Raw genomic sequence first — 24,249 nt, 5'->3', positions numbered from 1 at the left:
GAACAGGCCACCTGTGTGGCGTTTTTTTATTCACTTACGTTAGCAAAGTCTGGCAGAAAATCACACTGCAAGTGAGTGGTTATGCTTTGATGTATTGTTTGGGTGGCACACCCAGCACTTTTTTAAATGCGGTATTAAACGCGCTACTGGATTCAAATCCTAATTGCTGTGCAATGGCTTGTTGAGACTGTCCAGCGTTGAGCATTTCTACTGCGCGCAGTGCCCTGAGCTTTTGCTTCCATTGGCTAAACCCCATATCAAAGCTTTTGTGAAATAAGCGATTTAATGTGCGACTTGATGCGCCGACAGTTTGCCCCCATTGCTCCAAAGTGAGTGGACTGCCCGGATTGGCGTAGAGCTCAGATACAATTGGGTGAAGGCGTGAGTCTTGGGCTCTGGGAATAAAAAAGTCGCTGGTGGGTGCTTGCTCTAGACGATCGATAAAGACTTCTACAAAGCGCAGCGTTTTATCGTCTAAGGTGTAATCATCAGACCAAGTGCATATTTCTAAGATCATGGCCTTTAATAACGGGTCGACAACCAAAGAGTTAGCCTGACTACCCAGCACGCATTGATACTTTTGATCTATGTACACACTGCGAAAATGCCCGCCATATCGACAATAGGTTTCGTGTGCGACATTTGGCGGGATCCACAATGCTTGTTGGGGTGGGATCACAAAGCTGCCTTGCGGCGTGAAAATGGTCATGACACCGTCACTGATATACGTGAGCTGTCCCCATGTATGCGTGTGTGCTTCAACATGTTCCCACTCTGGCATGGTTGTCGCTCGAGGGAATACCGGCCTGCCAAGCTGTGTGCGTTTAAAGCGAGACTGTACCGTTAGCCATGGCTGATTTGTCTGTTTTGATAAATTCTCTGTCATATTTTTGGATTTTGGCCAGTATTCATTGAGCATATACTAGACAGGCGTTTCACTCAATGTGCTTAGGATAGTAAATGGAAAAACAATCATTTGGGCGGTTTACCCCCTCACCGATGAGCTTTTTAGTATTGGCCACCATCGTTATGGCGATGGCTTTTGCTGGCTGGACTGCCATGTTAAATAACTTCGCGGTGGAAGCGGCGGACTTTACCGGTGCCAATATGGGGATGTTGCAATCTTTACGAGAAATTCCCGGCTTTCTCGCCTTTACCGCGGTGTTTATTTTATTGGTGTTAAAAGAACAAACTTTTGCTGTGGTGAGCTTGTGTGTGCTGTCTATTGGGGTGGCGATCACAGGGTTCTTTCCGACTATTTATGGCTTGTACGCCACCACAGTGTTGATGTCGATTGGCTTTCATTATTTCGAGACACTCAATCAATCATTGAGCTTACAATGGTTTAAAAAGGACGAAGCAGCCGAGAAGTTAGGTAAGCTTTTATCCATTAAATCAATGGCTGCGCTGGGCACATTTGCAGTGATCTGGGTGGGATTTACTTGGTTGCAAAGTGACTATGTGTGGATGTACTTATTAATTGGTGGGGCAGGCCTTGCTGTGACGTTGTTTATGGCGGTGACGCATCGGCAGTTTGTGGCAGCATCACCACAGAATAAAAAGCTCATACTGCGCAAAGAATACAGCTTGTATTACTTGTTGGTATTCTTCTCCGGTGCACGTCGACAAATTTTTATGGTGTTTGCAGGCTTTTTGATGGTTGAGAAGTTCGGCTATGACGTCGCAGAAATTACCGCGTTATATATGCTTAACCACGTCATTAATATCTTTTTGGCACCAAAAATAGGCAGTTGGATAGGGCGTATTGGCGAGCAAAAAGCGCTCACTGTTGAGTATACTGGTTTGATCCTAGTATTTGTCGGATATGCGCTGGTGGAGTCGGCACAGTTAGCGGCAGTGTTATATGTGGTAGACCATATTTTCTTTGCGATGGCCATTGCGCTAAAAACGTATTTTCAAAAGATTGCGCGACCTGAAGATATTGCTGCCACTGCTGGAGTGAGCTTTACCATCAACCATATTGCCGCTGTGGTGATCCCTGCCAGCTTTGGTGTGGTGTGGTTATACGACCAGTCATTGGTGTTTTATTTCGGTGCTGCACTGGCTGCTTGCTCTTTACTATTAAGCCAGTTTATTACCCCGCACTTACGTAAATTAAATGCCGCTGAAGTAGCTTCAGACGGGGCATGATTCAGGTTGTACAGTCAGTGCTGATATGAGATGAAAAAGAGCAGGAAAACCTGCTCTTTTTTGCGTTTTAAAGGGCTTTAAAGCGAATTGCCGTGCCGCCGCTGGTGGCCAGTTGCAGTGTTAAGCTGTCTTTGGCGGTGACGATTTGCTTTTTGATGTCCAGTGCGTATGGATTGTTTTGCCAATTGGCCCCTTTACCATCTTGATAAATGTGCGCTTCGTAGCGTGTATCAATTGCTAAAAAGTCGAGTTTCACCTCAATTTTTCGTGCATGTTCATCTGTGATTGCGCCTAAGTACCAATCTTTACCTGTGTACTTGCCGCGAGCACGCTCTTGGCGAGCGAATACCACATAATCGCCGACTTCACCGGCCAGTGCGATACTCTGCTCCCAGTCTGTTGGCACATCTTTGATAAATTGAAATGCGTCTGGTCTAGCAAGGTAATTTTCTGGTAAATCAGCCGCCATTTGCACAGGGCTATATAACACCACATATTGAGCTAGTTGCTTAGCCAGTGTGGTTTGTGGACGGTTTGTTTTATCTCCTAGGCCGTTAAAGCCCATGTCAAAAATTCCCGGTGTAAAGTCCATCGGGCCCGATAGCATGCGCGTAAATGCCAGCATGGGAATGTGCTCTGGTGGGTTAGGTGGTGTGCCCCATGCATTAAACTCTTGTCCGCGCGCACCTTCGCGGGTCATCCAGTTTGGATAAGTACGGCGTAAGCCCGTGTCCTTGATTGGTTCATGGGTGTTAATGCTGAGTTTGTACTTGGCAGCAAGTTTGATGTTGTCTAGGTATTCATTGACCATAAACTGACCATCATGCCATTCAAAGCGTGCATGGCCGCGCTCATCGATACGTTTTATATTGCCACCATCAGCGACGTAACCTGTTTTGATTTGGCTGACATTATTTTTTGCGTATAACGAAAACGCTGCGTCCATTTGATTGCGGTAGTTACTGACGTTGCCAGAGGTTTCATGATGACCGATGAGCTTTGCACCGACCTTATCGGCATGGGCCTTGATGGCCTTAAAGTCAAAATCAGGATATGGCTGCGTAAAGCTAAATACATCACCGTTATAGAACCAGTCGCCATCCCATCCTGTGTTCCAGCCTTCGACCAATACGCCATCAAAGCCATGTTCAGCGGCAAAGCTCAAATACGCTTTAGTGCGCTCTGTGGTGGCACCATGTTTGTCGCCGCTGCCCCAAGTGTGCTTGCCGATATGCATGCCCCACCAAATCCCTGTATATTTACCCGGCTCAACCCAAGATACGTCACCGAGTTTGTTAGGCTCATTGAGGTTTAAGATCAAGTGCGAGTTCAATAAATCTTTGGCTTGCTCACCCACTTGAATGGTGCGCCATGGGGAATTAAAGCGACCGTTGGTTTTCACCGCGATGCCATCTGACCAAGGCGTGAGATCACTTATGAAGGTACCCGGCCTGCGCTGATTCAGTGTCATACCGGCATAATCTACCAGTGCGGCTTCATGAATACTTAAATGTACGCCCTGTTTGTTTTTAAACGTGAAAGGCGTGTGCACATGGGCAGCATCATGCAGTGGCGTGGTATTGTAAGTGTATTCATAGCGGTTCCAGCCTCGCGCCGGGATCCACCATGCGGTACTGTCGCCACTATCCGTAATGCTGAATTCAGTCAGTTCGCGGGTAATATATCTGGCTTCATCTTGATTGACTTCATAACGAAATCCAAGGCCGTCATCAAAAACACGAATACGCACTCGATATTGCACCGTTTTGCTGTCTTTATCAGTAAAAGTAACCAGTAGTTCATTGTGGTGATCGACAATGTTTCTCGCTTCACCCCAAGGTTGCTGCCAAGTTTCATGATGCGAGTTACGCTCAGCACTGCTGATATACAAGCTGTTTCGCATTGATGGCGCTCTGGCAAAGTCAAACCCCAATGTTGAAGGGTTGATCACTGTTTGACCTTTAAATGCGACTTGATATCTGGGTTGGGTGTGGTCATCACTGATGGTGAAGGTGAGTTGTTGATTAGGAGAGGAGACATTAAAGCGAGCAGCAAACACATTAGATGAGAGAGTGAATAAACTGACGGTAAGGCCAACTGCTGAGCAAAATGAACTTGAATAGCGCATGTTTTTTTCCATATGGCAACGAGTTACTGTTAGCTTACGGGCTTAGTTTCAAGCCCTAAATGGTTTGCATACGTATTCAAAATTAAAATGCGATGAATGCATAATTTACGTCGTCCGGTCTATACTCAAATGAAAAATAAAGTCGGATAAGGATTGTGCTAGATGCAACTGACGCAGCAAGTAAATAGGGTAAATAAAAAACTAGCAGGATGGCAATATGGGCTCATGCTGAGTACATGCTTGGTATCACCCTGGCTATTGGCAAAACCTATCACTGTGCAGGTGAAAGATGCCGGGGGAGAAGCGGTTAAAGATGCGGTGGTGTGGTTTGAAAGTAAGCAACTGCCGTTGTCCGCTAATACACTTCAGCAAGCCTATAAAATGGGTCAAAAAGATCGTGCTTTTACACCGCACATATTGGTGGTACCCAAAGGTGCTGAGGTATCATTTCCCAATTATGACTCAATTTTGCATCATGTTTATTCGTTTTCCTCAGCACAACCATTTGAATTTAAGCTATATCGAGATAGCCCGCAATCTCTCAACTTTGGTAACACGGGGGTTGTTGAATTGGGCTGTAATATTCATGATTGGATGTTGGGTTATATTTTGGTGGTGGACTCCACCTATTTTGCGCTTACCAATGGACAGGGAGAAGCCACTATCGAGCTGCCTGATACTCCAATTGATAGTCTAACCATGCAAGTCTGGCATGAAGGGTTTGCCAATCTAGATAAACCTGAAAGCAAAACATTCAAAATGTTACCCACTTCCAATGCTTTGATCTATCAACTTGATCAGTCGTTGTTTAAGCCCAAAGAAGACTTCTCAGATGAGTTTGATGATTATGAATAAGGCCACTTTAAATATACTTGCTGTACCGTCTATGTATTTGCTGTTTGCTGGACTTAGTGGGATACCGATACTAAGTCATGCTGCGCAGCATAAAGGGCAAATTCAGGTCAGTTGGCAATCGAGTAGTGCCTACCCGTCCTGGTATGCATGGGGTGCATCGGTGAATCGATTTGGTCAGGGAGATGATGGCGTCAATATCAGCAGAGCCTTGTTGCAATCTCGCTTTGAGCTGGGAGATAGCTGGTCGGCACACAGCAGTGTGCAATATGTGCCAGATCCTGAGGCCAAAGTCGGGTTTACGGAATTATTTGCAGAATATAAACCCGTGGTCGAAGGGGCCTATCAACCGCAAATACGTGTGGGTGGGTTTTACCCGAAAATGTCGTTGGAAAACCCCGATATTGGCTGGTCTTCGCCATATAACTATGGCTACTCCGCGATTAACGCTTGGCTTGGTGAAGAACTCAGAGTGATAGGTATCGAGGCCAGTATTAAGCGAAATGGCAAGCGGTTGGTAAAACCCAGTTTACACAATTGGCAATGGGTAGCAGGACTTTATAAAGGCAATGATCCGCTCGGTGCGGTGCTGGCATGGCGTGGTTTTGCACCACACGATAGGCAATCTGTTTTTAATGAGGTGTTGGCGCTGCGTCCGACAGCGGGATTTATGACACCGCAGTTAAGTAAACAAGCGTGGCAAATAGAGCCGTTTACGGAGATTGATGGTCGTTTTGGTTACTATGTTGGCGCACATTGGAGCTATCAAAATCGTCATGACTTGCGCGCATATTGGTATGACAACAACGGCGATCCAGAAGTACTCAATTATAAAACGGGGCAATATGCTTGGGACACCAAATTTTGGAGCCTGGCATATAAGTACAAAATAACGAAGCAAACCCATGTGATTGCCCAAGCCATGGCAGGGAATACGGCGATGGGGGTGTCTCGTGGTGTGGATAATGACTTCGATAGTCAATTTATACTGCTGACACATCGCTGGCAGCAATTTAGAGTCAGTGGCCGTGTAGAGCAATTTAGAGTGCAAGATATGGATCATTGGGCGTTCGACCCCAATGAAAGTGACGGCGGTGCTGTGACGGCGACGGTTAAGTGGCGTTATTCTAAAAGTTGGCGCTTTGGGGCCGAGTTTCAATACCTAGAGACAAAAGTGGCTAATCGCGCTGATGACAATTTACCCACGCGTCAAATCGAGCAATTATGGCGACTCAGCGGGGAATACCGCTTTTAATCAGCGGCTGAGGACACAGCCGCTTTATGATGGGTTAGTCACATAGCCTATTGAGGCCATTGAGGGCCGCAACGCGATAGGCTTCTGCCATGGTTGGGTAATTGAAGGTCGTATTAACGAAATACTCGACGTTATTGCCCTCGCCTTTTTGCTCCATAATGGCTTGACCGATGTGCACAATTTCCGACGCCCGTTCGCCAAAGCAGTGGATCCCCAAAATTTCTTTGGTTTTGCTATGAAATAGTATTTTTAAACTACCTACTTCTGTGCTGGCGATTTGTGCGCGTGCAAGGTGTTTGAACTGTGCTCTGCCGACTTCATAAGGGATTTTCGCTGCGGTCAGTTCTTGCTCTGTTTTACCAACGGAACTCATTTCAGGAATGGTATAAATCCCAGTTGGTATGTCAGTGATTAAGCGCTCGTCACACTGTCCATTTGCAATGGCATTGGCAGCTATACGTCCTTGGTCAAACGCTGCACTCGCAAGGCTTGGGTAACCAATGACATCGCCGACAGCATAAATATTGTCTACTTGTGTTTGATAGTACTCGTTGACTCGCAATTGTCCGCGACTATCGGCTTTTAAACCAACAGCCCCTAGGTTTAAGCTGTCGGTATTGCCGGTACGGCCATTGGCCCATAAGATGCAGTCTGCTTTCACTTTTTTACCTGACTGGAGATGTAAAATGACGCCTTTGTCACTGGTTTCTACCTTGGCAAACTCTTCGTTGTGACGGATCACAATGCCGCTATTCCAAAAGTGGTAGCTCAATGCATCTGAAATTTCATCATCCATAAAAGAAAGCAACCTATCTCGAGTATTGATCAAGTCAACTTTCGCGCCAAGGCCTTTGAAAATAGAGGCATACTCACAGCCAATCACCCCCGCACCGTACACGATGACACGCTGTGGGTTGTGTTCAAGGCCAAGAATGGTATCACTGTCGTAGACGCGCGGGTGATCAAAGTCGATTTCAGGTGGACGGTAAGGCCTAGAGCCTGTGGCGATGACAATGGTTTTAGCGGTGAGTACATCTTGAGAGCCGTCAAGATGGGTTACTCGTACGGTATTCGCATCAATAAAGCTGGCTTCACCTTGGTAAAGGTGAATGCGATTGCGATCATAAAAACTCGAACGTAGCGATGACTGTTTGCCAATCACATCACTGGCATGATTTAAAATGTCTTGAAACGTTAAACGCTTTGGACGCTCCGTAAATCGGTATAAAGGGTTGGCTTTGTATTCGATAAGTCGACTGACAGAATGTCTGAGTGCTTTAGAAGGTATCGTACCCCAATGAACGCAGCCACCGCCAACAGATGTTTGCTTTTCTATGACGGCTACTTTGCGCTGGCTTTTGGATAAGTTCATTGCAGCGCCTTCACCACCTGGGCCTGTACCAATGATTATGGCGTCATATTGAAAAGATTGTGCAGGTTGCTCGCTGGGTTTGTCTTTGGATTTCGATTTAGTCACGGCCTCGCCTTACTTGCTAATTGGGGAGGCCGATAAGGGGCGGTTAGCTCGCTGCGCCTTTTAACAGCCTCGAGTTTAGTGCCAACCATGCTTGTTTTTGTGAATGCCACGCTTGCTCTAATTCAGAGTATTGTTTGTGTAGCGCAGATTGTTCACACTGTTCTAAAACGGCATGTTTTTTAGCTTCGAGTAATTGTTTTTGAATTGCACAAAAGTTCTGTAACTTTTTCAAAAGCAAATCATATTCTTGTTGTAACAATGTAAGCTTATCTTGTGCCAAAGGCAATTTTGCAAGGGTAACTTTTGTTTTATTCAACAAGGTTTCTGCTTTGGCTTTTTCGATGCGCTCCACCGGTGTGCGTTTTAATTTGCTAGCAAGCCCAAAGAATGACAGAGCACGGATCATCCATTTGGTTGGGTCATAATGATACCAGCGGATCCCATTGCGGTAGTCACTGGCAAAAATATGGTGGAAGTTATGGTAGCCTTCGCCATAAGTGAGTAGGGCTAAAAACCCATTGTCACGGGCAGTATTTTTTTCTGTGTAAGGACGACTTCCCCAGATATGGGCCAGTGAGTTAATGAAAAACGTAAAGTGTTGCGATAGCACCAAGCGCAGTACTCCAGCTAATAACAGCATGCCGAATACATCACCAAGGGCTAGACCAAGTAACAGCGGTATACCGATATTAGTGAGCAATACCAGTTTGAGATAATGTTTGTGCTGCCACATCACAATCTTGTTGCGTTGTAGGTCGCGTGCATTGTTATAGTCACCATAGCTTTCCCCTTGGTAATCACGCAGCATCCAGCCAATGTGACTGTACCAAAACCCGCGTGTGGCGGCATATGGGTCTTTGACTGGGTCATCTACCTGGCCATGGTGTACGCGGTGGTCACTACTCCAATGTAAAATGCTATTTTGCAGAGCAAATGCGCCGCCAAGTGCAAAAAACACTTGGATCACTGGGTGGGTTTCATAGGCTTTATGCGCCCAAAGACGGTGATAACCAGCGGTAATAGACATGCCAGCGTAAAACATACAAGCAATAAAGGCTAACCAGTGAGTAAGGGTATACCCATATTCAAATCCGTACCAAGGCACTAAGGTGACGGCAGCTAAAAAAGACAGACTAAAAAAGATCACATTAGTCCAAATAATAGGCGGTTTTTTCATTTTTCAAAATCTCAGCGTACACTTGTACGCTAAAATAGTATTTCATTCTTGTGCCGTCAAGTATTAGACTGCTCAATTAGCGTATTGGGGCAAATAAATTAGGGGTCATTCATGTCAGGTGTGCGTGCACAACAAAAACAAAAAACTCGACAGGCACTGATAGAAGCAGCGTTTAATCAGCTCAGTGCTGAGCACAGCTTTTCTAATTTGAGTTTACGCGAGGTGGCCCGTGAGGCAGGTATTGCACCAACCTCTTTTTATCGACATTTCAAAGATATGAATGAATTGGGACTGACGCTGGTGGATGAAGCCGGACTGACGTTAAGGCAGCTTATGCGTCAAGCCAGACGGCGCATTGCCAGTGGCGGTAGTGTGATAGATACGTCTGTGCAAACGTTTATGGAGTTTATTGAGACGTCGAGTAACCAATTTAGGTTATTGCTCAGAGAGCGCTCTGGTACTTCGCCAGCTTTTCGTGCCGCAGTCGCCAGAGAGATTAAGCACTTTATTTTAGAGTTAGCGCATTATCTTGAATCAGAGACTAAGGTTGATCCGCACCATGCTTATATGCAGGCAGAAGCCATGGTAACGCTAGTATTTAGTTCAGGTGCAGAAGCGCTCGATCAAGACTCACAACAACGCGCTGAGCTAACAGATAGGCTAATTTGGCAACTAAGGTATATTGCAAAAGGTGCGTCAGGTTATCAAAAAAAGTCAGAATAAATAGGGCCAGAGGCCCTATTATTTATAATTGACATTGGCTGAGCCAAGGAGATGCAAAACAGGTTTCTCTTAATTGTGTGGCATCTAACAAGGCTTGTTCCGCCGCGGCTTTTTGTGCTTCAAGTTGTGGTTTTTCACTCTCAGAAGCAACGGCTAAAAAGGCCTCTGCTCTTTGCAGTGTGCGAACTGCATCACCAAAATGCGCTTCTACCGCATGCCAAGTTTGTTCGTACAAATAATTTTGCTGTATTGCTTGCCAATCCTGTGCACCGTAGTGTCCTGAGTCTTGAAATCCAGCGACAACAAAGCTACGCGGGACCTTCTCCAATTGGGCTAAATCTTTGACCAATCCATTGGCATCAAAACTGTAGTCAACAAGGCTTGCTAACGTTTCTAAACAAGGTGAAATGTTTTTACCGCTACAGTGTGTCGGCTTGGCATTTAACTTTGCTTGTAACTCTGCGGGCAAAGGGCCGTTTGAGTTAACATCAACACTGAAGACTGCATTTTCAGCATACTTCTCGATTTCACGTATTTTGGTAAAGGTTTTTTTGAAAAATAACAAACGAATTTTTATCTTAATGACAAAACGTTTGAAATCTTCCTCTGTCCTAAAGTGAAGTCGGGTATTTATAAAAATATCTCGACCATAGTTCACTTGGTAAATAAAGTGGGTACCACATTGGCTCAAATCTTTACCATTTTTGACCGATCTTTGCTCTAACGTACTGTAGCCTTCGTCAAGTTTGAGGTGCAGCTGTGATGTCATGGTTTTATTATCTGTGGCGTTTCTATGTGTCATAGATGTAGACACACTGCCTGCGACAATAAATAAATTAACACCACCATGCACTTCACCGAACGTTCTTCTTCGTATGTTTGAGCTATTCACTCTTTGAAAGTAGTCTAGGCTACCAGATAAGTCTTTGTGATAAGAGATATGACCAACTAAGCAATGGTCACCGACTTGATGTGACTGGGTCGAGAATGCTTTTCCAAGATCTGTATCCTTGATTTGTTTACTGTAATACACCTTACTAAACGCATCAAACGACCAAATCATCGTCAGCAGAAACAATGTTAGTTTCATATCTGCTCCTGGAAGCGACCACAGTGGCATAGCCACTGTGGTCTTTTGGTGGTTTATTGTGCGAATGCGTTACCATAGGTGCTGAGTGCACCCTCGCAAAGACGCCAGTTTAAAATCCCTCTGGCTGGTGCATTTACGTCAATAAACGTTGGTGCCCAACGCATGTTACGGAACTTTGCGCTTTCATCTTCAGTAACAACACCAGAGCGTACAGCTTCTTGACGTGCGAGCTCGCATTTTTTCCAATCAAGGCTATCACTGCTCGGTAATTGTAGCTGCGTGACATCATAGTTTGCTGGACAAGCACGGCCGCGTTGCTCGCAAGCTTGCTTCATTTCACGTACTTTGTTTTCACACGCATGGCCAAATGGATTGTCTCGACAAAACTGTGCTGCATTAAAGAAGAACCAAGCATTATCATAAGCAAAGTCTTTGATCCGCTCTACAGAAACTCGTTGTGCTTCAGGTAGATATGCGTAATAACTATTTAATAAACTCTGAGCTCGTTGCTCATCAAGGATTGACTGTTTGAAGTCATCCTCTAGTTCACTAATTAGCCACTTTGTCGCATTTCTCACAACCTGATACTCAGGTACTAGTGCACGTAGTGCCAGTGATGAGTTGTCATATCTGGTTGTGTAATAGCGTACGACATTGTAATCAGACAAGTTGTTTAACTGCTGTCTAAAGCTGTTTTTAGAATAGTTCACAGCTTCATAGAACATGTCGAAACATGGCTTCGGATTATCCAAAGAACAGGTAATGATGTTGTTTGGAATAATGCTCAGCAATTGCTTAGGATCCCCCCCTTGTTGCACAGCACGTACCGTAATTTTAATGGACGACTTAGTATCGTCTTTTAGGTACTTAAGCTGACCACCCACATTAAACACACCACCGTATAGGTCCACATCCAAGTAACCACCAATTTCAGATTTATCACGGTTACTACCGTAATCTATCTTCAGGTTTACAAGTACGCTTGCACCGTATTCAATACCGGTTACAAACTCATCACCTGCCAGCGTTTGAATTTTAGTTTGGTAGTTATTGGCGATATTTTCACCTACCTCAGATAGGGCATACCCTTGGTTTACATTTTTAGGTAAAAATAAATGTTTTTTAGGCGTACTTGAGGCACTAAATGTATATGAACTTGAATAAGTGCTCGCGGCCATTTCTTTGGCAAGAGAAGCCCCAGCGGATACCCTAACGACAGGGAAGTTGACGTCAACATCCACACTACCATTGAGTGATCTCAGCATGTCATCATAGTTTAGGTCGATGCCCGTAGTGAATTTTAACTCGGTGTTACCGAAGGATTCATCAACGACACCTGCAACAGGCTGTACATTTAAAAAACGTTTTTTCTGGCTATCATAGGCTGTGCCGATTGCAACATGATCATTGATAAGCCCAGAGACCACAGAACCAGATAGTGTTGAAGTACTTGGCTGTGACTCTATTTTTTCACCAGCTAATGCTGCACCAGATAGCGCTAATGACAGCACAGATAAATAGATTGGTTTCATATCATCATTCCTTAACGAACTGTTACGAGGTAGTCTTCTACTTCGCCATAGTGAATACGCTCACAGGCGTCATCAAAACCGCCACCTGCATCCGTGGCTACTCGCATCAAGGTAATGCCCTCAGGAACATTATTAGGGACGTCTACATTGAAAGTAAATGGTTGGTCAGAAGCACCACGGTATACGCGCTCATTGGCATCAAATTGGCCGTTGTGGTTCCAGTCAATCCACACCCTTGCAGCAACATAAGACGGGAAAGTCGGATCTTCATTTCCTGGTGTGATGGTGAAGCTAACTGTCTTATTCGCACTAAGGGTGAGCACTTTTCCAGACACCATGGTGTGACTTTTACTGCCTGATGTGTGCTCAAACGTATCTACTTTGACCGACTCAATCCATTCCCAGTCATTGTCATAGCTGCGGTTTTCACAGTAAGAACGAGATAAGAGAGTCGTTTTTAATGCGATAGGGCGATACTCTGGTGGCATGGTTGTACACGCCTGCGCTTCGCTGGTGCCTGCATACCAATCATATGGGTTGGAAAAGTCAGGATTGGCAAATGTAAGATATTGCGCCTTACCCGCTGCAATTTTTGTGTTAGATAGCCATAACGCTTTAAGTTGATTCAGTTTTTGCTCTTTCGGCACGATCGCTCTGGAGTCATACATCTGTTCCCAAAGCTCAACAAGTAAACCGTCGTAGCATTTTTTCAACCAAGCGAATCGTCCCTGTGCTTGAGATACTGTTAACACATCTCCAAGCTCACTGTATTGCGCTTGTTGTATGATTGCCTTGGGATCTTCGTTGGCCATCACATTGGTTGTCGCAATAGATAGTAAGGTGAGAGCTGGTAAAGTGATCTGTAAATTTGTGTTTTTCATCTTATCGTCCTTACCTTAAGATAGCACTGATGGCGCTATAATCCTGATAGTACCCGACACTTTGTACCTCATAATCGATACAGTAGTTACCTTCTGGGTTTCTTTCACAGTAATCTACAATGTCTGCAAATAAATTTGCATTCGCGCGGCTAGCACGTTCAATTTCGCCTAAATCTCTAAGCTGATTGGCATCAAACTGTGCTGCATAATAGCGCTGTAAATTCTTTGCTCTTCTGTAAGTTAAACGTTCTTCAATCCAACGTGATACGAGCTCTTTAATAACCAACTTTGTTAAATAGTTCACTGGTTGATAGCCATCTGCTGGGATCAATGTTTGTAACTGGGCACCAGAATCAAGATATTTAGTGATATAAGTTTCAGTGACGTTGTAATCGTCTAATGTATTAAATTGATTGATATAATCTGTTTTTAGATAATTAACAGCTGACTCAAATAAGTTGAAGCAAGGCTCAGGGTTCAACAACGTACACTGCATAATGCCATTTGGAATTATTTGCAGTAGTCGGTTTGGATCGCCACCGCTTTGATAGCCACTGATGGTGATTTTAACCGATTGCTTTCTCTGCTCATCGATGTTTTGCAAGCGACCGTCCACATCGACACTACCAACCCATTCTACGCCTAGGTAACCACCAATTTCGCGCTTGTCAGCTTCATTGCGGTAATCAATTTTCATATTGATAACGACATTGGAGCCATAAGCAAAGCCTTGTACAAAGCCGTCACCTAAGTTATTTGCTTTATTGCCCGGGTAGGCTTGTGCTAGTTCCGAAGCCGCCGCAGTTGGCTTATATCCGCTTTCATTTGATGGCATTAAAATGCGAGACTTTGGTTTGACTGACGAGTAAACCGTATAAGTGCCTGTGTAGCGATCCGCACTGATGTCTTTGGCGTAATTTGCGCCTGCATCAACACGAACCACAGGAAAGTTGAAACCTGCATCGACTTGTCCATCAATCAGCTTAAGTGTTTCTTGATAGCTTAAGTCTACGCCAACACGAAAATCGATATTGGTATTGCCTAAGTGCTCTACAGCCATGCCCTCTACTGATTTAAGGCCTAACATGATATTGCCTTTGCTTTTATGAGCTGTTCCTAGAGGCACTAAATCTATGGCTTCTGTTTGAAAGTCCATCGCTGCCATGTTGTTAGCAGGCGCTTTTTCTGGCGTTGCACTTACACATACTGGAAATGCAAAAGCCGCAATTAGATAATTTATGTTTTTCATCATTTTCACTCCGTGAAAAGGGCCAAAACGGCCCCTTACATTGGCCATATCCTTACTGCTTTAGACTGTTAAGGTAATCTTTGTGCCATGCTTCAGGTAGGCGATTTAGAATATCTTGCTCAGTTTCAACAATTTCAGTGAATTCATTGTCACTTTGCATGCCTAAGTCACCCACTTGAACGCCATTTGCGAATAAGCTGAATGTTTCACCCACTTTATATTGCGGATCATCCTTGCTGCGCTCTAAGCGAAGGTTATAAACATTGTCTACGAATTTGACAGTTTCTATCTGAGTTACTGACTCTGGACCATCTTGCGTGTGGATCACGTCACCAAGTTCAACTTTACTCGCCCATATTGATTTACCTGAATTCATTACAACTGGGTGAGACTCGGTAAGTAAGAGCTCTTTACCTGAACGTGTGGTGATTTGTGTCATTGGAATGGCTTCTACACCAACAGAAATATCAGCAATTGTCAGCTGTGTATGGTTTGAAGGTGAATATTCACTCGCACCCAATACTGTGTCGCCGATCTGTAATGATTCAATTGGCACTTGCTTGCCACCAGGTAAGGTGATCAGTGAGCCTTCCGCTAAACAGCTATAAACAATTTGCATTTGTGGGAAATTGGTAAATTCCCATGATCCTTTCTCAGGTGTTGAACCGATCACCAGTGTATTTGCACGTGTTGGACGACCTGGTCTTGTCTCAATATCTGCTGCAATGTTTAATATCCAGTTTGCATCGGCATAACGTCCATATAGCGCAGCGTCACCAAATACACCTTGTGCGCGTGGGATATTCCAAGAAACTTTCGTCTTTATGATATTACCTACTGGGATATACTCTAGTTTGATATTGTTCGCGAAGAAGTTGGCGATATCTTGGTATTGGTCACCGGCAATTTCATTGGCACCACCGCCTTCTTTGGTTTGAATAAAGATATTGGATCCTAAATTAACGACAGCTGGTTTAGGAACAGGTTTGCCACCATTACCAACTTCAAGTTTAACGCCATTAGCTGTTTCGACAGCGTCAAGGACAGTCCAGTCAGGGCGATAAATACGCTTAACTTTACCAGTTAACGTGTACTCACCTTGGAATGGGATCTTCAATTTCAGCTGATCATTTGGTGTTGAAATTGGATAAATATTTTCATAGTCACAATCCCCATAATTACGGTTCAAGCAAATTGTGATTTTATTATCTGGTGTATTTGTTTTTGAACGCGTGTCTTTCGGGTGGTGAATAATTGGCTCTGGGCCGGCCATCACTGTAAAATCAGCGCCTTTAGCTTTTGCTTTTGCATTTACACCAGCGATTTGATCAAGCAATGTTGGTAGTGAGTACTCAACGATGACGTTCTGATCTTCGACCACTTGAGTACCATTTGCATTGGTGTAGATAACGGTTACCCATGCATCAGCATAGATAGCTTCAGATCCTTGTAATTTCGTTAGGATATTTTCTAATGGTGTTGATGAAAGAATTTCTTTACGTTTTTGCTCTTCCCCTTCACCAAAAAACTCCACGTATTTTGGTAGCGTGAGGGACTCGCCTTTTTCGTTCATCAACACAATATCTAGCATTGTGTATTCAGTATTGTAAGACTTTGAGTTCAATGCAGTAACGACAAGGTGTGGTTTATTTGTTCTGGTATCGGTTCTGATACTCACACCTGTGTGTATAAAAAATGAACACAGCTCTTTGTTTGCACTAGTACAGTTTGCTTGTGCCTGGTTCAAAGTCGAAGGTATGACACCGCTCACTTTTGAGTTGGCTCTTTGTTCGATCAGGTTGAATAAATGCGGTCTTGTTTTAGCATTCAGACCATGCTGCGCTAAGCGCTTAGTGAGCGCCGCATTTTTATCAATTACCTGTGCTTGAGAAAGCTCATAATTAGCTTCGCCAATAACCGGATTAATGTTATTTGCAAGTGCCAGTGTTGAAGTTGCACCTAAAGCGAGTGCAACAGAAAGACTTAATAATTTCATAGGTATGTTATTCCCTTAAAAACAGTTAAAAAGTTTTCGAGCGCATGCTCAGGCACTCACCAAACTTTGTTTGGTGAGTCCTTACTACTAAAAATTAAAAGGTGTGAGCTAGGAGTTAGATTGCTTCAACAATGAAACTGACATCCGAGACCTCGCCGTCATAGAAGTTTTTACAACCATCTGCTCTGCGACTATTCGATGGGTATTCTTCGAGTTTAGCTCTGAGCGTAAAGCGTTTTGGATCCCATGAGTATAGGTACGGTAACCTCAGAGACTGACTGACTTTGATCCGACAAGTATCGTCTACATTACAGTCCAGCAAATAATTACTGCTTGAATTAGAGAAGTTTGCCTCTCGTCTCCACAGTTTCCCATCGTTATTTTCGTCTATCCAAATTGTGAAGCGCACATGATTGTTGGTGTCTTCTATCAATGTTTGGGCAGTCGATTTAGGGATGACGTTGGATAGCACATTAACCGTCAGTTCGCGTTGTTGTTTGAAAGTCACATCAGTGATATGTGAACTGTAGCCAGACGCATTCGAACCGAGTGAGCCATCGATATAGGTTAGGTTGTTCCAGTCTGTCGAGAGCGACAGCTCGTCAATATATAACGCGTTTTCGGATGCCGGTATAATGCGACCGACTGAACAAAGATCGGAACCTGGCGGTTGCTCAGTGATGCTGATCTGTTTATTGACCGTGGCTGACTCGCCTGAACCATCCTGGTAACTCACTGTGAGCGTGACATCGTAACTTGCTGTGACATCTGGGTATTGTACGTCTGAAGGATCTCTACGGTCACTGGTCGGCGTATCAAATCCAAAGTCCCAATGATAAGCCGGGTTTCTTGTTTCATCCAGTGTCGTGGTATTGGTGAATTTAACCTTATTACCGTCTAGGATGGTATATTCAAAATCCGCTGAGATTGGAATAGCAGGCTGTTCTGTTGTCACCTTGAAGTCAACGACTTGTCCACTGCTTAAATAGCCACATGTTGTAAAGTAATCATAGCTACTCCCTAGCACGACTCTTAATAGAGACTTTCCAAGGCCCACTTGGCTGTCGATATTAAATGTGATTTGGCCATTGGATACGGTCGCATTTTGAGTGAGCGCTTCTTCTGCACTGTAAATGCCATCATAGTTGCTATCTAATAACACCGTAACTGACTGACCGTTCAGATTCTGACCGACAAATAATGTGTTTTGTGTGCCACGGTTTAAAACGGCGGCATCAGCGGTGACAGACTGGTAGCTTTGAGCTGTCAGTGTCAAAGGTGTCTCGTTTAAGCTTACTTCGGTAGACAATACAGTATTGGGCTGATTAATGGTCGGTGCACAACTGTCATAGGCTTTACTAAAATAGTGTCGACCTGCATAAAGCTGCGAGTTGTTATGTTTAGTCACCGTGAGCTCAAATAAATTGAGCGCGTCGATTGCCACAGACTGTCTACGTGCTAAATATGGCTGGATAGCTTGAGTGCCATTACTAGACCATGAGTCAGAGGTGCCATCTCCCCACTTGATATCAATGCGTGCGATTTCGTTGGCAGGGATAGTGGTTAAATCAAACGCAATTTCGTCATACTGCGCAAAGACGTCTAAATCGAAAGTGGATTTATTAGAATTTTGTGCCACTAAGCCAACAGACACTAAAACCGAATCCACATCCTCTTCAGCTTGCGCTGCTGTGCGGTTTTCATTGAAGTTTGATGCTTGAGAAAGCAAGCAGAATGAAGCATCAGCAAGGCTGGCATTACTTGGAAGGCAGTCAACATTGGCCTTAATAAACAGCTTGAATGCTTCCTCTACAGTCCAGTTTTTGGATTTAACTAACTCATAAAATGCCTTTCTAAATAGGCCAGCGATATTATAGTGCGACTCACCTGGGGTAAGCATGGAAAGATGATCTAACCCTTTACCATCAGCTGAAGGCAGCGCAAAATGTCGACCAGCGACGTCTGAATAGAACACATCCCACGCGTACCACCACTTTCTATCTTTTAAAGCATTGTTATTGTCAGCTGTTTGGTTTAAATACGCCTGAGAGGTTGTATAGCTGCCACTCACGCCTGTTTGAAGATAGCTTAGTGCAGCAATACTTGCTATGTCTGAGAATGCTTCATTGAATGCGCCCGCTTCACCATTGCCACCAAGACCGCTGTTCCAGTAGGTTATCGCATGTGCAGACTCGTGTGCGATAAGGCTTAAAGTTGTATGGGAATAACTGGTTGCGCCACCATCACCGGTGCCGTAATTCGTATAGATATCATCCCAAAAGGCTTGTGCTGATCCTAATGAGTCGTTGCTCACACGTTGCATTAACTGCTTAATACAATAGCCTGAATAACTACAGTCATTATTGAGTGTTGGGTAAAGATCTGAGAATAGCTTATGGTAATACTGCATGACTAAGCCGCCATAAAAATGGGCGTCATTTAGTCCCGAGTAGCTAAAGTTATTCCAATAAAAGTCATCTATTTGCGTTTTATTAAAGTGTTCGGTGCTGGTGCTGCAATCAAAAGAAAAGGCGGCTTCCTGATCGACTGGATAGTCAATTGTTTTAACATATTGATTCTCAAAGAAGCATTGATTACCGACTTTTTTGACAATAAATGGGTAACCGCTAAAATCACTGAAAATGAGCGGGCTATTTACGGTCGTATCTGCAAAAATCAGCTCTGTACTCGCAGTGGTATATTGATCAAATTGATAGGCAACACAATTTGTCATACTGGATGGGCTTGGTGAGTAGCAAATCGCGCCGAGTTTTTCATTGCCCCCAATACCACCTGCCGCAACATACTCAGTATTTGCGGGCGTGAATTTATCAACGCCACTTTTCTTATCTAATACTTGTAAAGTGCTCGCATGTAATAGTTGATCTTCGATTCTGTCTTTATATTTAACGCGAACTGAAAATGCTGGGATCAGGTTGCCCTTCCAGGCTTTATATACTTTTGAGAAGGTAAAACTTTCAAAATCTGCTGTTTTCAACACCGATTCAAGTTGTGTTTTGATACGTTTATCATCAAGTTGAAAAATGACATCGTCAATAAACTGTGTTGATTTATCTAACGACAGGACTTGACCTAAACCTTGGATTATCTCGCCATTATTTTTAATCAGAACAAATTGCCCATCTACAACGGGGTAACCATTAAAGTAGGATTGATAATGCTCATACTTTGTTTTGTTACCTTTCACTTTGACAAGGCGGTGCTCTAATGCGCCTGACGTATTTTTAGTTTTTGGGGCGCTTACATTTTTTGCAGTAAAATAAGTGGGTTTGAGTACAGGACTTGAGATCGGTGAACCCCATAAATGCTCCTGATTGATGATAGGTTTTAATTCAGCTGCTTGAATGCTGCTAGCACCTATAAAAGATAGACTTACCATCCCCAATGCGAAGGGGAAACCACCAATGCGCATTTTAATCTCCTTGTGTGAATTTAATGCGTAAAATGCCAAACAGTCATTTTCCGTTAAGCTTTAAAAACATCAAAAGCCGTTTCCTTTTGGCATTCTAAGTTGTCTATTAATTGACCTGTTTTAGATGCTAAAGTAAAAGCTCGAAGAAGTAAATAAAAGTTTATTAAAAAAATATCATGTGTATAAAGTGTTAAATTATATTTAAATTTGGTACTATACAAAGGAATGTGACTTGTGTAGGTATGGAAGTAAATAAGCGCGTTTGTTAGCCAATTTTCATTATACCTATTGGTCATTAGATTTGTAATTAATACCTATGTATTAGTAATTGCGTTACTGCTGATGGGTTTGTGTGTTATATATACACTAGGCATAAGTTAATATACTCAAATTTGAAAATTGGAATTGATTCATGGATTGGAAAATAAGGAATGTGTGTGCAGTTTTATGTTGTTTAAGTTCCCCACTGGTTTTGGCAAACGATAGCTCGGGATACTTTTGGGACTTTGGAGACGGCACAGTTTCCTATCTCGCTGAGCCAGAGCATCAATATGAAGCTGCCGGCATTTATACGGTTAAAAGGGAAGTGTATCAACATGGTGTTCTGGTCGACAAAAGCGAGAAAGTGGTTGATTTAGTCAGCCCAAAGATTGTTGAACTGGATATTACCTTACCTCAATCGATCACTGAAAAAGAGCAAACTCAGCTTACTGCAAAGTTCATCACAAGCGAGCCCTTGGAGGCGATTCGATACCAATGGTATGTAGATGAACAGTCACTGGGCGATGCATTAAGTGATCCCGTAATCACACACGTGTTCAGTGATGCGGGCACATATGTATTGACATTGAATGTGCTGTGGGAGCAGACGACTGTGCGATCGTTTGAAGTTGACGTCGTTGTTGAAGAGCAAAATGATAATACAGACCCAGGTGATGGCGGTAAGGATCCTGGTGACGGTGACACAGACCCAGGTGATGGCGACACGGACCCAGGTGATGGCGACACAGACCCGGGTGATGGCGACACAGACCCAGGTGATGGCGGCACGGACCCGGGCGATGGCGACACAGACCCAGGTGATGGCGGTAAGGACCCTGGTGACGGTGACACGGACCCGGGTGACGGTGGCACGGACCCAGATGATGGCAAAAATGAGACACCGAATAAAAGCCCTGATCAAAGTGATGGGGGAGGGAGCTGGGGTATCGTGAGCTTGTTGGGATTATTATTTTTAGCTATACGCAGACGAAGATAAACCATAAAAAACCGCCTTTTTTGGCGGTTTTTTTACACTTAATATTTAATTTAGCCTTGAGCAAGATTTGTAGTAACACATAGGGTAAATTGCACATAGAATGCATTATATATTCTATATTGTGTTTTTTTGGGGTTTTTTTGTTTTTTAATCTAGGTGTTTTTTGGTTTTAATTGAAATTTTTATGCTTGATTTGCTGTTTTTAGGCATGTTACAACATAATTAATACATCAACAGGTACGATTGCTCACAATGGAAAACATCACGTTACTGACAACTTTGCTTAACCTCTTACTGATTAATTTAGATAAGGGCGGGGCTTAGTTGCGTTTATGAGCAACCAAATAGCAAACCCCGCCAACGAGCGGGGTTTTTTATTTTGCGCGAGCGAGGAAATAGGAATGCAGGACAAGGTTTGGATTTTTGACACAACATTAAGAGATGGAGAGCAAGCACTTAAAGCGAGCTTGACAGAAGAAGACAAGATTCAGCTGGCACACACCATTAGTCGACTGAATGTTGATGTGATGGAAGTGGGCTTCCCGGTATCGAGTCCTGCTGATTTTCGGGCTGTTCAGCGTATCGCACATGAGGTTAAGGGGCCTGTGATATGCGGCCTAGCGCGTGCAATGCCAAAAGACATTGAGGCGTGTGGGTTAGCCTTGCAAGGGGCGCAAAGACCCCGTATTCATACCTTTATCGCGACGAGCCCACTGCATTTAGAGCATAAATTGCGTAAATCATTAGATGATGTTATTGAGATGGCAGAGCGTTCGATAAGACAAGCTTTAAAGTATACCGATGATGTTGAGTTTTCCTGTGAGGATGCCGGTCGTACGCCATACGCAGACTTATGTAAAGTGGTTGAGCGTGCCATAACTGCCGGTGCCACAACGATTAATATTCCCGACACGGTGGGTTACACCACGCCTGATGAGTTTTCAGCCATTATCCACCATTTGCGTAATAACGTGCCTAATATTGATAAAGCAAGGCTGAGTGTACATTGTCACAACGACCTTGGTTTAGCGGTGTCAAACTCTATTGCCGCTGTGCAAGCAGGGGCGAGACAAATTGAGTGCACCATCAATGGAATTGGGGAGCGTGCGGGTAACTGTTCGTTGGAAGAAGTGGCGATGATCATGAAAATGCGAGCAGATCATTTGAAAGTTCATACGGATATTCGCAGTGAAGAAATTTATCGTGCTTCTCGACAAGTCGCGACCATTTGCAATATGCCAGTACAGCCAAATAAAGCCATTGTGGGCGAGAATGCGTTTGCACACAGCTCTGGTATTCACCAAGACGGCGTTCTAAAAGCGCAAAATACCTATGAAATTATGGCTCCAGAGATGGTTGGTGTACCAAATAACCAACTGAATATGACCTCACGTTCTGGTCGACACGTCATTGAACACCGTTTATCTGAGTTGGGCTATCAAGCTGAAGATTATGATATGGACCAGCTGTATCGCAGCTTTTTAGAACTCGCGGACCAGAAAGGCACGGTATATGACTACGACTTAGAAGCCATGATTTACTTTAACAAACTTGCAGAACAAGATGAGTTTTACCAGTTGCAGTTTGTTAACGCGTCTTCTAATTCTCAATCCATTGCCAGTGCGACGGTGGGCATGAGCCTTGGTGGTGAACTCATTCAGGAAGCGGCGACAGGCAATGGCCCCGTCGAAGCTGCATTTTTAGCGATTGAGCGGATCACAGGTCAAGCTGTGGAGATGATTGAATATAACCTTGATGCCACGGGCCAAGGAGCGAGCTCACTTGGTCAGGTCAACATCATTGCGAAATGTGATGGTCGACAGTATCACGGCGCAGGTCTTGCAGCAGATGTCGTTGAAGCATCAGCCCGAGCAATGATCCGCGTTTACAACTTAATTGATAGGGCGCGAAAAGTGTCAGATCTTAAACAACAAAGGAAAGCAGGATGAGTCAAAAAAGTTACCAAGTTGCGGTATTGGCTGGTGATGGCATAGGCCCAGAAGTCATGACAGCCGCCCAGCAAGTGCTTGAACGTGTCAGCGAAGAGTTTGCGTTTAAATTAAATTTGGCTCATCAAGCCATTGGCGGTGCTGCAATCGATGAATTTGGTGAAGCTCTGCCAGCTCATACGCTATCAGCGTGCGAGCAAGCGGATGCGATTTTATTTGGCTCTGTAGGTGGGCCAAAATGGGCCGATTTGCCACCAGAACAACAGCCCGAGCGCGCTTCCTTATTGCCGCTCAGAAAACACTTTGGTTTGTTTTGTAACCTTAGGCCTGCGCAGCTTTTACCTGCTCTGAGCGCCGCGTCTCCACTGCGCGAAGACATCAGTGCACAAGGGTTTGATATTTTGTGTGTGCGAGAGCTGACAGGCGGTATTTATTTTGGTGAAAAGGGCCGCCAAGGCAGTGGCGAAAGTGAATTTGCTTTTGATACGCAAAAATATAGCCGTAAAGAAATCGAGCGTATTGCACGGTTTGCCTTTGATGCTGCGCGTTTACGTCGTAATCATGTGACATCGGTTGATAAATCTAATGTACTCGCTTCGAGTGTGTTATGGCGTGAAGTGGTGATTGAAGTCAGTCAAGACTATCCTGATGTGACGCTTGAGCATATCTATATCGATAATGCGGCCATGCAGCTAGTGAAGCAACCTAGTCAGTTTGATGTGCTGTTATGTGACAATTTATTTGGCGATATATTGTCTGATGAATGCGCCATGATCACCGGCTCTATGGGACTGTTACCGTCAGCGAGTTTAAATCAGTCAGGGTTTGGTTTGTATGAACCTGCTGGTGGCTCGGCCCCCGATATTGCAGGGAAGGGCATTGCAAACCCTATTGCGCAAATTTTAAGTGCGGCATTAATGCTGCGTTACTCACTGGGTGAAGATGAAGCGGCCAGACGCATTGAAAAAGCCGTGGCGGAGGCCGTAGCACAAGGGGTGGGTACGCCAGATATCTACCCACAGGCTGGGTATACCACACAAGATGTTGCCCAAGCGATTGTTGATCGTATTTAAGATTCGTTTTTAAAGGAAGGATGTA

Annotated in this window: 17 protein-coding genes; 7 read left to right on the top strand and 10 right to left on the bottom strand. The window is 44.2% G+C overall.

Translation table 11 applies throughout. From position 1 onward, the window contains the following. Nucleotides 1-79: 79 nt before the first annotated feature. Nucleotides 80-886 (bottom strand): AraC family transcriptional regulator, encoded by an 807-nt coding sequence (locus JF50_RS22160; RefSeq protein WP_039612126.1) that lies wholly within the window; start codon nt 884-886, stop codon nt 80-82. Between the two features lie 74 nt (nt 887-960). Here JF50_RS22160 and JF50_RS22155 point away from each other — a divergent pair, with 74 nt between their 5' ends. After that, the gene (locus tag JF50_RS22155; protein WP_039611523.1) at nt 961-2,151 is read left to right on the top strand and encodes an MFS transporter; all 1,191 of its coding nucleotides are present in this window, start codon (nt 961-963) and stop codon (nt 2,149-2,151) included. A 67-nt stretch (nt 2,152-2,218) separates the two neighbouring features. Here the strand turns inward: JF50_RS22155 and JF50_RS22150 are convergent, their stop codons facing one another. Continuing rightward, the gene (locus JF50_RS22150; protein WP_039611522.1) at nt 2,219-4,279 is read right to left on the bottom strand and encodes a glycoside hydrolase family 97 protein; all 2,061 of its coding nucleotides are present in this window, start codon (nt 4,277-4,279) and stop codon (nt 2,219-2,221) included. Nucleotides 4,280-4,441: 162 nt separating this feature from the next. Here JF50_RS22150 and JF50_RS22145 point away from each other — a divergent pair, with 162 nt between their 5' ends. Together JF50_RS22145 and JF50_RS22140 are read left to right on the top strand one after the other, a co-directional pair. Then, a complete protein-coding gene (locus JF50_RS22145) occupies nt 4,442-5,134 on the top strand; it encodes a hypothetical protein (RefSeq protein ID WP_052262686.1) in 693 nt (230 codons plus the stop codon). Continuing rightward, nucleotides 5,127-6,386 carry a hypothetical protein gene (locus tag JF50_RS22140; protein WP_039612124.1) on the top strand — a complete coding sequence of 420 codons (1,260 nt, stop codon included), beginning with the start codon at nt 5,127-5,129 and terminating at the stop codon, nt 6,384-6,386. The genes JF50_RS22145 and JF50_RS22140 overlap by 8 nt, the downstream gene beginning before the upstream one ends. A gap of 34 nt (nt 6,387-6,420) precedes the next feature. On the opposite strand, the gene sthA is transcribed toward JF50_RS22140, so the two are convergent. Continuing rightward, entirely contained in the window at nt 6,421-7,863 is a 1,443-nt protein-coding gene (gene sthA, locus JF50_RS22135; protein WP_039611521.1) for a Si-specific NAD(P)(+) transhydrogenase, read from the bottom strand. Between the two features lie 43 nt (nt 7,864-7,906). After that, entirely contained in the window at nt 7,907-9,040 is a 1,134-nt protein-coding gene (locus tag JF50_RS22130) for an acyl-CoA desaturase (protein WP_039611520.1), read from the bottom strand. A 111-nt stretch (nt 9,041-9,151) separates the two neighbouring features. On the opposite strand from JF50_RS22130, the gene fabR reads away from it, so the two are divergent. Continuing rightward, nucleotides 9,152-9,763 (top strand): HTH-type transcriptional repressor FabR, encoded by a 612-nt coding sequence (fabR, locus tag JF50_RS22125; protein ID WP_039611519.1) that lies wholly within the window; start codon nt 9,152-9,154, stop codon nt 9,761-9,763. A gap of 22 nt (nt 9,764-9,785) precedes the next feature. On the opposite strand, the gene JF50_RS22120 is transcribed toward fabR, so the two are convergent. The 6 genes from JF50_RS22120 to JF50_RS22095 form a co-directional block, all read right to left on the bottom strand. Beyond that, nucleotides 9,786-10,853 (bottom strand): hypothetical protein, encoded by a 1,068-nt coding sequence (locus tag JF50_RS22120; protein ID WP_039611518.1) that lies wholly within the window; start codon nt 10,851-10,853, stop codon nt 9,786-9,788. Nucleotides 10,854-10,906: 53 nt separating this feature from the next. After that, nucleotides 10,907-12,385, bottom strand: coding sequence for a hypothetical protein (locus tag JF50_RS22115; RefSeq protein WP_039611517.1), 1,479 nt, complete (start codon nt 12,383-12,385; stop codon nt 10,907-10,909). Between the two features lie 11 nt (nt 12,386-12,396). Further along, nucleotides 12,397-13,266, bottom strand: coding sequence for a GEVED domain-containing protein (locus tag JF50_RS22110; protein ID WP_039611516.1), 870 nt, complete (start codon nt 13,264-13,266; stop codon nt 12,397-12,399). Nucleotides 13,267-13,276: 10 nt separating this feature from the next. Continuing rightward, the gene (locus JF50_RS22105) at nt 13,277-14,518 is read right to left on the bottom strand and encodes a hypothetical protein (protein ID WP_235423497.1); all 1,242 of its coding nucleotides are present in this window, start codon (nt 14,516-14,518) and stop codon (nt 13,277-13,279) included. A 49-nt stretch (nt 14,519-14,567) separates the two neighbouring features. Beyond that, a complete protein-coding gene (locus JF50_RS22100; protein WP_039611515.1) occupies nt 14,568-16,511 on the bottom strand; it encodes a Hint domain-containing protein in 1,944 nt (647 codons plus the stop codon). Between the two features lie 115 nt (nt 16,512-16,626). Further along, complete coding sequence (locus JF50_RS22095) at nt 16,627-19,944, bottom strand: GEVED domain-containing protein (protein WP_039611514.1); 3,318 nt, start codon at nt 19,942-19,944, stop codon at nt 16,627-16,629. A gap of 412 nt (nt 19,945-20,356) precedes the next feature. On the opposite strand from JF50_RS22095, the gene JF50_RS26495 reads away from it, so the two are divergent. The 3 genes from JF50_RS26495 (at nt 20,357) to leuB (ending at nt 24,224) form a co-directional block, all read left to right on the top strand. Beyond that, nucleotides 20,357-21,202: a PKD domain-containing protein gene (locus JF50_RS26495; protein ID WP_052262681.1), complete on the top strand. Its 846-nt coding sequence runs from the start codon at nt 20,357-20,359 to the stop codon at nt 21,200-21,202. A gap of 401 nt (nt 21,203-21,603) precedes the next feature. Further along, on the top strand, nt 21,604-23,151 hold the full coding sequence (gene leuA / locus JF50_RS22080; protein ID WP_039611512.1) for a 2-isopropylmalate synthase: 1,548 nt from the start codon (nt 21,604-21,606) through the stop codon (nt 23,149-23,151). Further along, nucleotides 23,148-24,224 (top strand): 3-isopropylmalate dehydrogenase, encoded by a 1,077-nt coding sequence (gene leuB / locus JF50_RS22075; RefSeq protein ID WP_039611511.1) that lies wholly within the window; start codon nt 23,148-23,150, stop codon nt 24,222-24,224. The genes leuA and leuB overlap by 4 nt, the downstream gene beginning before the upstream one ends. The last annotated feature ends 25 nt before the right edge of the window (nt 24,225-24,249 follow it).

The sequence above is a fragment of the Pseudoalteromonas luteoviolacea genome (assembly GCF_000814765.1).
GTDB classification, from domain to species: Bacteria; Pseudomonadota; Gammaproteobacteria; order Enterobacterales; family Alteromonadaceae; genus Pseudoalteromonas; species Pseudoalteromonas luteoviolacea_H.
The sequence above is the reverse complement of the archived record's forward strand: the minus strand, read 5'-3'. Positions and strand labels throughout refer to the sequence as shown.

Coding starts and splice junctions, on each gene's coding strand:
- JF50_RS22160 (WP_039612126.1), bottom strand. CDS start 886: ATGACAGAGAATTTATCAAAACAGACAAATCAGCCATGGCTAACGGTA.
- JF50_RS22155 (WP_039611523.1), top strand. CDS start 961: ATGGAAAAACAATCATTTGGGCGGTTTACCCCCTCACCGATGAGCTTT.
- JF50_RS22150 (WP_039611522.1), bottom strand. CDS start 4,279: ATGCGCTATTCAAGTTCATTTTGCTCAGCAGTTGGCCTTACCGTCAGT.
- JF50_RS22145 (WP_052262686.1), top strand. CDS start 4,442: ATGCAACTGACGCAGCAAGTAAATAGGGTAAATAAAAAACTAGCAGGA.
- JF50_RS22140 (WP_039612124.1), top strand. CDS start 5,127: ATGAATAAGGCCACTTTAAATATACTTGCTGTACCGTCTATGTATTTG.
- JF50_RS22130 (WP_039611520.1), bottom strand. CDS start 9,040: ATGAAAAAACCGCCTATTATTTGGACTAATGTGATCTTTTTTAGTCTG.
- fabR (WP_039611519.1), top strand. CDS start 9,152: ATGTCAGGTGTGCGTGCACAACAAAAACAAAAAACTCGACAGGCACTG.
- JF50_RS22120 (WP_039611518.1), bottom strand. CDS start 10,853: ATGAAACTAACATTGTTTCTGCTGACGATGATTTGGTCGTTTGATGCG.
- JF50_RS22115 (WP_039611517.1), bottom strand. CDS start 12,385: ATGAAACCAATCTATTTATCTGTGCTGTCATTAGCGCTATCTGGTGCA.
- JF50_RS22110 (WP_039611516.1), bottom strand. CDS start 13,266: ATGAAAAACACAAATTTACAGATCACTTTACCAGCTCTCACCTTACTA.
- JF50_RS22105 (WP_235423497.1), bottom strand. CDS start 14,518: ATGATGAAAAACATAAATTATCTAATTGCGGCTTTTGCATTTCCAGTA.
- JF50_RS22100 (WP_039611515.1), bottom strand. CDS start 16,511: ATGAAATTATTAAGTCTTTCTGTTGCACTCGCTTTAGGTGCAACTTCA.
- JF50_RS22095 (WP_039611514.1), bottom strand. CDS start 19,944: ATGCGCATTGGTGGTTTCCCCTTCGCATTGGGGATGGTAAGTCTATCT.
- JF50_RS26495 (WP_052262681.1), top strand. CDS start 20,357: ATGGATTGGAAAATAAGGAATGTGTGTGCAGTTTTATGTTGTTTAAGT.
- leuA (WP_039611512.1), top strand. CDS start 21,604: ATGCAGGACAAGGTTTGGATTTTTGACACAACATTAAGAGATGGAGAG.
- leuB (WP_039611511.1), top strand. CDS start 23,148: ATGAGTCAAAAAAGTTACCAAGTTGCGGTATTGGCTGGTGATGGCATA.